Consider the following 11,901-nt stretch of genomic DNA (forward strand, 5'->3'; position numbering starts at 1 on the left):
TACCGGCCCGCAGGACGCGCACGGTACGGGACGTTCTCGCAGGACGTCCGAACGCTCCGGAGGACCGGCGTTCAGGGAGTTGCGGGCAGCAGCGAGACGTCCGTCGCGGCGCCGCGCAGGCGCGCGAGGATCGCCCGCGCCGCCTTCGTGTAGCCGGGGGTGTTGTTGTGCAGGACAGACTCCGCGTTGGCCAGCTCCATGAACGCGATGAGTTCGAAGGCCAGTTGGGAGACGTCCGTGTCCTCGGCGAGCTCGCCACGGACCCTGGCCTCGTCGATGGTCTCCTCCACGAACGTGACCCAGCCGGTCTGTGAGGAGGCCAGCGCGTCGTGCACCTTGCCGTCACGGGAGTCGAACTCGGCGATCGTCGAGTAGAAGAAGCAGCCGCCGAGGAACACCCGCCGGCTCGAGTAGGAGAGCCAGCTCTCGCACATGCGCCAGACGCGGCCCAGCCCCGGGGCCGCTGCCCTCGTCGGTGTCAGTACGTGCTCCACGAAGACCGTCACGGCGGCGCGCACCGTGGCGAGCTGGAGCTCCTCCTTGGAGCCGAAGAGCGCGAACACCCCGCTCTTGCTCAGCTTCAGTTCCGTGGCCAGCCTCCCGAGCGACAGGCCCTCCAGGCCCTCCGTCGAGGCGACCTGGACCGCGCGCTCCAGAACCAGCTGCCGGGTCTGGTTGCCCCGCTCGACCCGTCCGTCCGGCCGCGCTCCAGCCATGCGTCAACTCCGTGTCTCAGAGGACCATAAGACCGACATTCTAGGAGGTCCCGCCACCGGCGGAAGACCGCTTCGACGGGGGACAACCCCTGAGGACACGCGACAGGTCCGGTCACCGGACGGTGTTCCCGCAGGTGGCGCGCGCCGGGTAGCGTGATCGCTCCGCGTGTGAGCCGGCGAGGTCTCCACATCGTTTCCCGCTGTGGAGAACCAGGAGAAGCCGACGTGTCCTCTGTCGTCCTGCCCGTCCTCGCCCCGCCCCGCCGCGCGTGGGCCACCGATCTTCCCGTCCTGCTCGTCGCCCTTGTCTGGGGCGCCAGCTACCTCGCGGCCAAGGGCATCACCACCACGCACACCGTGATCGCCGTCCTCGTGCTCCGCTTCGCGATCGTGCTGCCGGTCCTCGCCGTGGCCGGCCGGCGCAAGCTGCTGGCCCTGAGTGCGGAGCAGTGGCGGGGCGCCGGGCTGCTGGGACTGGTACTCAGCGGGATCTTCCTGCTGGAGACGTACGGCGTCGTGCACACCTCGGCGACCAACGCCGGTCTCATCATCAGCCTCACCATGATCTTCACGCCGCTCGCCGAAGCCGCGGTCACCCGGATCCGGCCGCCCAGGGCCTTTCTCGCCGCGGCCGGTCTCTCGGTCGCCGGTGTGGTGCTCCTGACCCAGGGCGGCGGGTTCACCAGCCCCTCGGCGGGTGACTTCCTGATGCTGCTCGCCGCCCTCGCCCGTACGGTCCATGTCCTGGCCATGGCCCGTATCGGAGCGGTCCAGGAGGCGGACTCGCTGTCGCTGACCACCGTGCAGCTCGGCAGTGCGGTCGCCGTCTTCGCCGTGCTTGCCGCGGTTCCCGGAACGGGCCCCGCCCCCTGGACGGTGGCGGCGGACTTCGGTGCCGCCGAGTGGGCCGGGCTGGTCTTCCTCTCCGTCTTCTGCACGCTCTTCGCGTTCTTCGTGCAGGCGTGGTCCGTACGCCGTACCTCGCCGTCCAGGGTCAGCCTGCTGCTCGGTACGGAACCGCTCTGGGCGGCCGCGGTGGGCATCTCCCTCGGGGGCGAGCGGCTGGGCCTCCTCGGGGGGCTGGGCGCGGCGCTCGTACTGGGGGGTACCGCCTGGGGACGCCGCAGCGTGGACAGCCGGACGGCTACGGCCTGATGCTGTCCGCCGCGATCATCACCGCCCCGCCGGTCACCACCAGCACGATGCTGACGAAGAGCCCGTGGTCGTCGAGGAAGTCCAGCCTCGCCACCACGGCCCACAGCCGGAACCAACCCGTCCACTCGTAGAGCAGTCCGGCGGCTCCCTGGACGAACACGATGAACCCGGCCGTCTCCACGAATTTCTTCATGATCCGAGCCTGTCGCGCACGGACCTGCCCCGGCATCGGCCACCGGTCGTGCGGGGCCCGCCGAAAGTCTGGGATCGTGCGACTTTGGTCTCTGCCCCGGCCGCAACAGGCCTGCGGCGGGTCCGGCCTGCGTAGCTTTGTCGATATGACGCGCACGGAGTACCGCTGGCTGCTGCCCTCGGCCCTGGCCGACCACGAGCTGTCCGGCGGCGACCGGGGCCGGTCGCGCCGGACCGTACGGGACTGGATCGACGACATCACGGCCTTCCTCTGCGCCGCCTTCATCGGGGTGCTCGCCCTCGCCGCGATCGACGCGGACCACACCACCCCGGACGGCGTCGTCTTCGTCGACTCCCTGGTCGGAGCCGCGGCCTGCTGCGCCCTCTGGCTCCGGCGCCGTTGGCCCGTGGGGCTCGCGGTGTCACTGACCGTCGTCGGCATCGTGGAACCCGTCGCGGCCGGCGCGCTCCTGATCGCCCTGTTCAGCCTGGCCGTGCACCGGCCGTTCAAGCCGGTGGCGATCGTCGGCGCGGGCGCCCTCGCCGTGGCCCCCCTGCAGCCCCTGCTGCGCCCGGACCCGACCACCTCCTTCATTGCCTCCACGATCATCGGGGTGCTGCTGGTCCTGCTGGTGGTCAGCTGGGGCATGGTCGTACGGTCACGGCGCCAGCTCGTGGTCACCCTGCGCGAACGGGCGCGCCGGGCGGAGGCCGAGGCGGCGCTCCGGGCGGAGCAGGCCCAGCGGCTGGCCCGTGAGGCCATCGCCCGCGAGATGCACGACGTCCTCGCCCACCGCCTGACCCTGCTCAGCGTCCACGCGGGCGCCCTCGAATTCCGGCCCGACGCGCCCCCCGCCGAGGTCGGCAGGGCCGCCGGCGTCATCAGGGACAGCGCGCACGAGGCGCTCCAGGACCTCCGCGAGATCATCGGCGTCCTGCGCGCCCCGGGGGAGGGCGACGAGGGCAACCGGCCGCAGCCCACGCTCGTCACCCTGGACGCGCTGGTCGAGGAGTCGGTGTCGGCCGGGATGAAGGTCACCCTGGACAACCGCGTCGCCGAGCCGGCCGAGGCGCCCGCGGCCACCGGACGCACCGTCTACCGCATCGCGCAGGAAGCCCTCACCAACGCCCGCAAGCACGCACCCGGCGCCCCGGTCACCGTGGCCGTGACCGGCGGCCCGGGCGACGGACTCACGATCGAGGTCCGCAACCCCGCCCCCACCGAACCCTTCGAGAGGGTCCCCGGATCGGGCCAGGGCCTCATCGGCCTCACCGAGCGCGCCACCCTGGCCGGGGGCGGTCTGGAGCACGGACCCGGGCCCGACGGCGGATTCGGTGTCCGGGCCTGGCTACCGTGGCCCGCATGAACACCCCCACGCCCGCGGTGCCGCCAGGACCGGTCCGGCTGCTCATCGTCGACGACGACCCGCTCGTACGGGCCGGTCTCACCCTGATGCTCGGCGGAGCCGAGGGCATCGACATCGTGGGGGAGGGCGCCGACGGCACCGAGGTCGACGGCCTGGTCGACCGGCTGCGCCCCGATGTGGTGCTGATGGACATCCGGATGCCCGTCATGGACGGACTGGCCGCGACCGAGGCACTGCGGAGCAGGCCCGAGGCCCCCGAAGTCGTCGTCCTCACCACCTTCCACGCCGACGAGCAGGTGCTGCGGGCCATCCGCGCGGGAGCGGCAGGATTTGTCCTGAAGGACACCCCGCCCGCCCAGATCGTCGAGGCGGTCCGGCGGGTCGCAGCCGGCGAGCCCGTCCTCTCACCCGCCGTCACCCGCCGCCTCATGGCCCACGCCGCGGGCGCCACGGCGGACGACCGTCCGGCCCGCGCGGACCGTGCGCGGCAACGGTTCGCCGAGCTCGCCGACCGCGAACGGGACGTTGCGCTGGCCGTCGGACGCGGCAGCTCCAACGCGGAGATCGCCGCCACGCTCTATCTGAGTGTCGCCACCGTGAAGACACACGTCTCCCGGATCCTCGCCCGACTCGGGCTCAACAACCGTGTCCAGATCGCGCTGCTGGTCCACGATGCCGGTCTGCTGGACGAGGACGGACCGCCCGAGGGCGGCCTACGCTGAACGGATCAGACCGGAACAGGGGGCGGGCCGATGTCCGTGATCGATCTGCGTGGGATGCCGGACTTCACGGCGAATCCGTATCCGCACTACGCGAAGTTGCGCGCCGAGGGCCCGGTGCACGCCGTCCGCACCGACACCTTCGACCGTGTGTGGCTGATCGTCGGATACGAGGAGGCCCGCGCGGTCCTCGCGGACCAGCGGTTCAGCAAGGACTGGCGGGTGACGGAGCGCTGGTCGGCGGCGGACAATCCGATCAACGCCAACATGCTGGAGATGGACGCACCCCATCACACCAGGCTGCGGCGGCTCGTCGCCCGTGAGTTCACCCCCCGGCGGATCGAGGCGCTGCGCCCGAGGGTCGAGCAGATCACCGACGGACTCCTCGACACGATGGTGACCGCCGGGAGCGCCGACCTCGTCGACGCGCTCGCCTTCCCCCTGCCGATGACGGTGATCTGCGAACTCATCGGCGTACCCGACCTGGACCGGGACGCCTTCCGGCAGATGTCGAACGCCATCGTCGCGCCCGTCTCGCACGAGAAGGAGGACGCGGCGGTCCACGCCATGGGTGCCTACCTCGACGAGCTGATCGAGGACAAGCGCTGCGCACCGGGCGACGACCTGCTGAGCGCCCTGATCCAGGCGCGCGACGAGGGGGGCGACCGGCTGTCGTCCGACGAACTGGTCGGCATGGCCTTCCTGCTCCTGGTGGCGGGCCACGAGACGACGGTGAACCTGATCTCCAACGGGGTACGCGCACTGCTCGACCACCCGGACCAACTCGCCCTGCTCCGGGCCGATCCGGAGCTCATCGACGGGGCCGTCGAGGAGATGCTCCGGTACGACGGACCGGTCGAGAACGCGACCCTCCGCTTCACCAGGGACCCGGTCCCCGTCGGCTCCCGTGTCATTCCGGCGGGGGAGGCGGTCCTTGTCGCCCTCGGCTCGGGGGACCGTGACCCCGACCGCTACCCGGACCCGGACACCTTCGACATACGGCGCGAGGCCCAGGGACACCTCGCGTTCGGGCACGGCATGCACTTCTGCATGGGCGCACCGCTGGCCCGGATGGAGGGGCGGATCGCGATCCGCGCCCTGCTGGACCGGTGCCCCGGCCTCGTACGGGATCCGGGCGGCGCGGAGCCGGACTGGCTGCCGGGGATGCTGATCAGGGGGGTCCGTAGTCTGCCCGTGAGCTGGTAGGAACGGAATCGGGAGAAGCGCCATGACGGAACCATCTCTGCGGATGGCACAGAAGATCCTCGACAGCCAGCCCTTCAGCGGGCTCGTCGGTGCGCGGATCACGGAGTTCGGGGAGGGGGCAGCCACCCTCGAGATCGACGTCCGTGAGGACCTGGAGCAACAGAACGGATACCTGCACGGAGGTGTGCTGGCCTACGCGGCCGACAACTCGATCACCTTCGCGGCCGGGACGACGCTCGGCCCGGCCGTGCTCACGGGCGGCTTCTCCATCCAGTACGTCCGCCCCGCGGCCGGCCGCACCCTCGTGGCCAGGGCCGCCGTCGTGCACACCGGACGCAGGCAGGCCGTCGTGCGATGCGAGCTGCACACCGTGGACGACGAAGGGGCCGAAGTGCTGTGCGCGGTGGCCCAGGGGACGGTTCTCTCCACCGGCCCGGCAGCCTGACGTCAGCCCCCGGCGAGCTCGGTCATCATCACGGGGCGGCGCTCGCGGCGCGACAGTTCGCAGGCCTCGGCGATGCGCAGGGCGTGCAGCGCCTCCCGGCCGTCGCAGGGGTTCGTCAGTTCCCCGCGGACGACGCGTACGAAGGCATCCAGCTCCGCCTCGTACGCCGCGGCGAACCGCTCCAGGAAGCCCGGCCACGGCTTGTCGGGAGCCGCGGGCCCCTGCGGCTCGGCCGACGTGAGCGGCGTACGGTCGTCGAGGCCGACCGTGATCTGGTCCTGCTCGCCCGCCAGTTCCATCCGTACGTCGTATCCCGCCCCGTTGCACCGGGTGGCGGTGGCCGAGGCGAGTGTTCCGTCGTCCAGGGTCAGCAGGGCGGCCGCCGTGTCGACATCGCCCGCCGCCCGGAACATCGGGTGCCCGGCGTCCGACCCGGTGGCGTACACCTCGGTCACCTCACGGCCCGTCACCCAGCGCAGGATGTCGAAGTCGTGCACGAGGCAGTCCCTGAACAGGCCCCCGGAGAGCGGCAGATACGCGGCGGGCGGCGGAGCGGCGTCGGAGGTCGTCGCCCGTACGGTGTGCAGCCTGCCCAGAGCGCCGCCGCGCACGGCCGCGCGTGCCGCGGCGTAACCGGGGTCGAACCGCCGCATGAAACCGAGCTGGAGCACAGTGCCCGCCCGGTCGACCTCGCGCAGTGCGCTGAGCGTCCCCGGCAGGTCCAGTGCGATCGGCTTCTCGCAGAAGGCGGGCAGACCCGCCCGTGCCACCCGTCCGATGAGCTCCGCGTGCGCGGAGGTGGCCGAGGCGATCACCACGGCGTCCACCCCCGCGCCGAGGACGTCGGCGGCGGAAGCGAGGGCCGTGGCCCCCGTCGTGCCTGCGACCTGTGCGGCACGGGCCGCGTCGGGATCCGTCACCACCAGGGTGTCGACCCCGGGATGGCGTGCCAGGACGCCCGCGTGGAAGGAGCCGATCCTGCCGGTGCCGATGAGTCCGATGCGCATGGACCCAACGTGCCGCCCGCCGGATGCCCTGTCAACTATATGTCCTGACAAATTGAAGGGTGCTGTGGTGCGGGACGGGGTACGCTCCCTGCCGTGTCCAAACCCACCGCCGACTCCGCCGCTCTGGGGCTTGGCGTGGACCGCACCAGCCCCGTCCCGCTCTACTACCAGCTGGCCCAGCAGCTGGAGGCGGCCATCGAGCAGGGCCGGCTCACACCCGGCAGCCTCCTCGGCAACGAGCTGGAACTCGCCGCACGGCTCGGCCTGTCCAGGCCCACCGTCCGCCAGGCCATCCAGTCGCTCGTCGACAAGGGGCTGATGGTGCGCCGCAGGGGTGTGGGCACCCAGGTCGTCCACAGCCGGATCAAGCGCCCGCTCGAGCTGAGCAGCCTCTACGACGATCTGGAGGCGGCCGGTCAGCACCCCGCGACCCGGGTCCTGCGCAACACCGTCGCGGCGGCGACGGCCGAGGTCGCCGCGGCGCTCGGCGTCGAGGAGGGCAGCGACGTCCATCTCGTGGAACGGCTGCGCTACGCGCACGACGAGCCCATGGCCCTCCTGCGCAACCATCTGCCCCCGGACCTGCTCGACCTGACCACCGAGCGGCTGGAGTCGACCGGGCTCTACCGGATGATGCGCCTGTCGGGGATCACGCTGCACAGCGCCCGCCAGTCCGTCGGGGCGCGGGCCGCGACCGCGGAGGAGGCGAAACGGCTCACCGAGGCCGAAGGGGCGCCGCTGCTGACGATGGAGCGGACCACGTTCGACGACGGAGGCCGGGCAGTCGAGTTCGGCTCCCACGTCTACCGTGCCTCGCGGTACGCGTTCGAATTCCAGCTGCTCGTACGGCCCTGAGCTCTCCTCCCGCCCCCTCCTGCGTAAGAATGTTCGGACAAACTCTTGACGTGATCATGCAAGACCGCTAGAACTCCCCCAGCCGCACTCGGGCGGCCGGGAGAGAAGGCGGGCCCACGATGCGTACGACTCGCACGGCAGCAGTCCTGATCGCCGTATGCGCCCTCGCGGTCGCCGGATGCAGCGGCTCCGGCGGCAAGGACTCCGAGGCCGACTCCGGGGACGGCGCCCCGAAAGGCCCCCGGGGTGTCTCCACCCCGGAGATGAGGATCGCGATGGTCACGCACTCGGGCGAGGGCGACACCTTCTGGGACATCGTCCGCAAGGGCGCCGAGCAGGCCGCGGCCAAGGACAACGTCGACTTCCTCTACTCGGCCAACAAGGAGGGCAAGGAGCAGGCCCAGCTCGTCCAGGCCGCCATCGACCAGAAAGTCGACGGAATCGTCGTCACCCTCGCCAAACCGGAAGCCGTCCGGGACGTGGTGGCCAAGGCCGTGAAGGCCGGCATCCCCGTCGTCACCATCAACTCGGGCGCGCAGCACTCCCAGGCGGTCGGCGCCATCAGCCACATCGGGCAGGACGAGGCGGTCGCGGGCCAGGCGGTCGGCGAGGAGCTCAACGGACGCGGCCGGAAGAAGGCCCTGTGCGTCATCCACGAACAGGGCAACGTGTCCCTCGAGGAGCGCTGCGCGGGCGTGAAGAAGACGTTCGGCGGCACGGTGGAGAACCTCGGCGTCGAAGGCACGAACATGCCCGCCGCCACCTCCTCCATCGAGGCGAAGCTGCAGGCGGACAAGGGCATCGACACGGTCGTCACCCTCGGCGCCCCCTTCGCCGCCGCCTCGGTCAAGGCCAGGGAGGGCGCCGGGAGCACGGCCGAGATCGACACCTTCGACCTCAACGCCGAGGTCGTCAAGCAGCTGAAGGCGAAGGAGATCGGCTTCGCCGTCGACCAGCAGCCCTACCTCCAGGGCTACCTCGCCGTCGACGAGCTCTGGCTCAACCGGTCCAACGGAAACGTCATCGGCGGCGGGAAGCCCGTACTCACCGGTCCCGCGATCGTCACCGCCGACGACGTACCCCTGCTCGAGAAGTACACCGCTCGCGGAACCCGATGACGGGCCGGGCCGTGGCCGTGCCGAATCGCCGCCGAGCCCCTGCCGAGCGACGGCGGCACCGGCTCGGGGATACTTGGGCGGCCGGGCCGGGAGTCCACTCTCCCCGGCTCCACCAGGCAGCACAGCGAGCAGCACAAGAAGGGCACGGCGTCGTGGCAAGGGTTCGGACAGGGGTACGTGCGATGGGGGCCGTGCTGGCAGCGGTGCTGGGAGCCTCCCTCATGGGATGCAGCAGCACCGGTGGCAAGCGGGCGGAGGAGCGCGCGGCCGAGGAGGCCGCAGAGGGCCGGTCCGCGGTGAACACGCCCCGCTGGACCTTCGCCATGGTCACCCACTCGGGCGACGGCGACACCTTCTGGGACATCGTCCAGAAGGGCGCCGAGCAGGCAGCCCTCAAGGACAACATCAACTTCCTCTACTCGCACAACGACGAGGCGCAGCAGCAGGCCCAGCTCGTCCAGACCGCGATCGACAAGGGCGTCGACGGGCTGATCGTCTCGCTGGCCAAGCCCGACGCGATGAAGGCCGTCGTCGCCAAGGCCACCAAGGCCGGCATCCCCGTGATCACGGTGAACTCCGGCTCCGCCGAGTCCAAGGCCTTCGGCGCCCTCACCCACATCGGGCAGGACGAGGCCATCGCGGGCGAGGCCGTCGGCGACGAGCTCGACAAGCGGGGCCGCAAGAAGGCGCTCTGCGTCCTGCACGAACAGGGCAACGTCGGCCATGAACAGCGGTGCGGCGGAGCGAAGGAGAGCTTCGACGGCACGATGCAGAACCTGTACGTCGACGGCACCAACATGCCCGACGTCCAGGCCTCCATCGAGGCGAAGCTCGAGGCCGACAAGAGCATCGACGCGGTCGTCACCCTCGGCGCCCCGTTCGCCGCTGCCGCGGTCAAGGCGAAGCAGACCGCGGGCAGCAAGGCCGAGATCGACACCTTCGACCTGAACGCCAGTGTCGCCACAGGCCTGCAGAACAAGACGCTCGGCTTCGCCGTCGACCAGCAGCCCTACCTCCAGGGGTACGAGGCCGTCGACCTGCTCTGGCTCTACCGGTACAACCGCAACGTGCTCGGCGGAGGCCTGCCCGTCCTGACCGGCCCGCAGATCATCACCGCCGACGACGCCGACGAGCTCGCCGAGTACACGAAGCGGGGGACCCGATGACAGCGACCGGGCAACCGGTGGCCCCGGAGAAGACCGACGAACGGCTGGTGCGCACCTCACCGCTGCGCAGGCTCCTCGGCCGACCCGAGCTCGGCTCCGTCGTCGGCGCCGTGGCCGTCTTCCTCTTCTTCGCGATCGTCGCCGACAACTTCCTGCAGATGTCCAGCTTCGGCACGGTGCTGTACGCGGCGTCCACCATCGGGATCATGGCGGCGCCCGTGGCCCTCCTGATGATCGGCGGCGAGTTCGACCTCTCCGCCGGTGTGATGGTGACCAGCTCCGCGCTGATCTCCTCGATGTTCAGCTACCAGATGACGGCCAACGTCTGGGTCGGCGTCTTCGTGTCGCTGCTGGTCACCCTGTGCTTCGGTGCGTTCAACGGGTTCATGCTGACCCGCACGAAACTGCCCAGCTTCATCATCACGCTCGGCACGTTCCTGATGCTGACCGGCCTCAATCTCGGCTTCACCAAGCTGATCAGCGGCACCGTGTCGACCAAGGCGATCGGCGACATGGAGGGCTTCGACTCGGCCCGCAAGGTCTTCGCCTCCCACCTCACGATCGGCGACATCGAGCTCAAGGTCACCATCCTGTGGTGGGTGGTGATCGTCGCCGTGGCCACCTGGATCCTGCTCCGCACCCGCTTCGGGAACTGGATCTTCGCCGTCGGCGGCGAGGCCGACGCCGCGCGGGCCGTCGGTGTACCGGTGATCCGTACGAAGGTCGGGCTCTACCTCGGTGTCGCCTTCGCCGCCTGGGTCTCCGGACAGCACCTGCTGTTCTCCTACGACGTGGTGCAGTCGGGCGAGGGCGTCGGCAACGAGCTGACGTACATCATCGCGGCCGTCATCGGCGGCTGTCTCATCACCGGCGGCTACGGGTCCGCGATCGGGTCCGCGGTCGGCGCGATCATCTTCGGCATGACCAGCAAGGGCATCGTGTACGCGGAGTGGAACCCCGACTGGTTCAAGTTCTTCCTGGGAGCGATGCTGCTCCTGGCCACCCTGCTCAACGCATGGGTACGCAAGCGCGCGGAGGCGACGAAATGACGGCCCCCCAGGATCCGGCTCCCCGGGACACGGCCCAGCGGGCGCTCGTCGCGCTCGAGCACGTCAGCAAGTTCTACGGCAACATCAAGGCCCTGGAGAACGTCTCGCTGGAGGTCCACGCGGGCGAGATCTCCTGTGTCCTCGGGGACAACGGCGCGGGCAAGTCCACCCTCATCAAGATCATTGCGGGACTGCACCGGCACGACTCCGGGACATTCCTGATCGACGGCGAGGAGACCACGCTCGCCAACCCGCGCGACGCCCTGGACCGGGGCATCGCCACGGTCTACCAGGACCTCGCCGTCGTCCCGCTGATGCCGGTCTGGCGCAACTTCTTCCTCGGCTCCGAGCCGACGAAGGGGGCCGGCCCCTTCAAGCGCCTCGACGTGGAGCTGATGCGCAGGACGACCCGCGCGGAGCTGCTGCGCATGGGCATCGACCTGCGGGACGTCGACCAGCCGATCGGCACCCTGTCCGGCGGTGAGCGCCAGTGCGTGGCCATCGCCCGCGCCGTGTACTTCGGCGCCAGGGTCCTCGTCCTGGACGAGCCCACCGCGGCGCTCGGCGTCAAGCAGTCCGGTGTCGTGCTGAAGTACGTCGCGGCCGCCCGGGACGCGGGGCTCGGCGTGGTTCTCATCACGCACAACCCGCACCACGCCTACCTCGTGGGCGACCGCTTCGTCCTGCTCAAGCGCGGCACGATGTCCGGCAGCCACACCCGGGACAGCATCACGCTCGACGAACTGACCCGTCAGATGGCCGGTGGCAGCGAGCTGGAGGAGCTCAGCCACGAGCTCGAGCGGGCCCCCGCGCCGGACCACATCGGCGGCCGTCCGGCCGGCGACGACACCCCGTAGCCGTCCATGATGTTCCCCGCCCCCGGGCCGTCCAGCGGTTCCGGGGGCC

At 70.7% G+C, this 11,901-nt stretch carries 13 protein-coding genes; 10 read left to right on the forward strand and 3 right to left on the reverse strand.

Going from position 1 to position 11,901, the window contains the following annotated elements:
* Positions 1 to 71: 71 nt before the first annotated feature.
* Complete coding sequence (locus ACFQ6X_RS31050) at positions 72 to 716, reverse strand: TetR/AcrR family transcriptional regulator (RefSeq protein ID WP_383186335.1); 645 nt, start codon at positions 714 to 716, stop codon at positions 72 to 74.
* A 225-nt stretch (positions 717 to 941) separates the two neighbouring features.
* Between ACFQ6X_RS31050 and ACFQ6X_RS31055 the strand changes: the two genes are divergently transcribed.
* Positions 942 to 1,871, forward strand: coding sequence for a DMT family transporter (locus ACFQ6X_RS31055; RefSeq protein ID WP_383186337.1), 930 nt, complete (start codon positions 942 to 944; stop codon positions 1,869 to 1,871).
* On the opposite strand, the gene ACFQ6X_RS31060 is transcribed toward ACFQ6X_RS31055, so the two are convergent.
* Positions 1,861 to 2,064: a hypothetical protein gene (locus ACFQ6X_RS31060; RefSeq protein WP_383186338.1), complete on the reverse strand. Its 204-nt coding sequence runs from the start codon at positions 2,062 to 2,064 to the stop codon at positions 1,861 to 1,863. The genes ACFQ6X_RS31055 and ACFQ6X_RS31060 overlap by 11 nt on opposite strands.
* 145 nt (positions 2,065 to 2,209) lie before the next feature.
* Here ACFQ6X_RS31060 and ACFQ6X_RS31065 point away from each other — a divergent pair, with 145 nt between their 5' ends.
* The 4 genes from ACFQ6X_RS31065 to ACFQ6X_RS31080 are packed head-to-tail and all read left to right on the forward strand — an operon-like array spanning position 2,210 to position 5,800.
* The gene (locus ACFQ6X_RS31065) at positions 2,210 to 3,430 is read left to right on the forward strand and encodes a sensor histidine kinase (protein ID WP_383186340.1); all 1,221 of its coding nucleotides are present in this window, start codon (positions 2,210 to 2,212) and stop codon (positions 3,428 to 3,430) included.
* The gene (locus tag ACFQ6X_RS31070) at positions 3,427 to 4,152 is read left to right on the forward strand and encodes a response regulator (RefSeq protein WP_383186342.1); all 726 of its coding nucleotides are present in this window, start codon (positions 3,427 to 3,429) and stop codon (positions 4,150 to 4,152) included. The genes ACFQ6X_RS31065 and ACFQ6X_RS31070 overlap by 4 nt, the downstream gene beginning before the upstream one ends.
* 30 nt (positions 4,153 to 4,182) lie before the next feature.
* On the forward strand, positions 4,183 to 5,355 hold the full coding sequence (locus tag ACFQ6X_RS31075) for a cytochrome P450 (protein WP_383186344.1): 1,173 nt from the start codon (positions 4,183 to 4,185) through the stop codon (positions 5,353 to 5,355).
* Positions 5,356 to 5,377: 22 nt separating this feature from the next.
* Positions 5,378 to 5,800 (forward strand): PaaI family thioesterase, encoded by a 423-nt coding sequence (locus tag ACFQ6X_RS31080; RefSeq protein ID WP_383186346.1) that lies wholly within the window; start codon positions 5,378 to 5,380, stop codon positions 5,798 to 5,800.
* 2 nt (positions 5,801 to 5,802) lie between these two features.
* Here ACFQ6X_RS31080 and ACFQ6X_RS31085 read toward each other — a convergent pair whose 3' ends face one another.
* Complete coding sequence (locus tag ACFQ6X_RS31085; RefSeq protein ID WP_383186348.1) at positions 5,803 to 6,807, reverse strand: Gfo/Idh/MocA family oxidoreductase; 1,005 nt, start codon at positions 6,805 to 6,807, stop codon at positions 5,803 to 5,805.
* Between the two features lie 93 nt (positions 6,808 to 6,900).
* On the opposite strand from ACFQ6X_RS31085, the gene ACFQ6X_RS31090 reads away from it, so the two are divergent.
* The 5 genes from ACFQ6X_RS31090 (at position 6,901) to ACFQ6X_RS31110 (ending at position 11,852) form a co-directional block, all read left to right on the forward strand.
* Positions 6,901 to 7,662: a GntR family transcriptional regulator gene (locus tag ACFQ6X_RS31090; RefSeq protein WP_383186350.1), complete on the forward strand. Its 762-nt coding sequence runs from the start codon at positions 6,901 to 6,903 to the stop codon at positions 7,660 to 7,662.
* Between the two features lie 119 nt (positions 7,663 to 7,781).
* The gene (locus ACFQ6X_RS31095) at positions 7,782 to 8,780 is read left to right on the forward strand and encodes a sugar ABC transporter substrate-binding protein (protein ID WP_383186352.1); all 999 of its coding nucleotides are present in this window, start codon (positions 7,782 to 7,784) and stop codon (positions 8,778 to 8,780) included.
* 182 nt (positions 8,781 to 8,962) lie between these two features.
* Complete coding sequence (locus tag ACFQ6X_RS31100) at positions 8,963 to 9,946, forward strand: sugar ABC transporter substrate-binding protein (protein ID WP_383186354.1); 984 nt, start codon at positions 8,963 to 8,965, stop codon at positions 9,944 to 9,946.
* Positions 9,943 to 10,995: an ABC transporter permease gene (locus tag ACFQ6X_RS31105; protein ID WP_383186356.1), complete on the forward strand. Its 1,053-nt coding sequence runs from the start codon at positions 9,943 to 9,945 to the stop codon at positions 10,993 to 10,995. Before ACFQ6X_RS31100 ends, ACFQ6X_RS31105 begins: the two co-directional genes overlap by 4 nt.
* On the forward strand, positions 10,992 to 11,852 hold the full coding sequence (locus tag ACFQ6X_RS31110) for an ATP-binding cassette domain-containing protein (protein WP_383186358.1): 861 nt from the start codon (positions 10,992 to 10,994) through the stop codon (positions 11,850 to 11,852). The genes ACFQ6X_RS31105 and ACFQ6X_RS31110 overlap by 4 nt, the downstream gene beginning before the upstream one ends.
* Positions 11,853 to 11,901: the final 49 nt, after the last annotated feature.

Origin of the sequence: Streptomyces sp. NPDC056452 (assembly GCF_042796085.1) — a bacterium.
Lineage (GTDB): Bacteria > Actinomycetota > Actinomycetes > Streptomycetales > Streptomycetaceae > Streptomyces.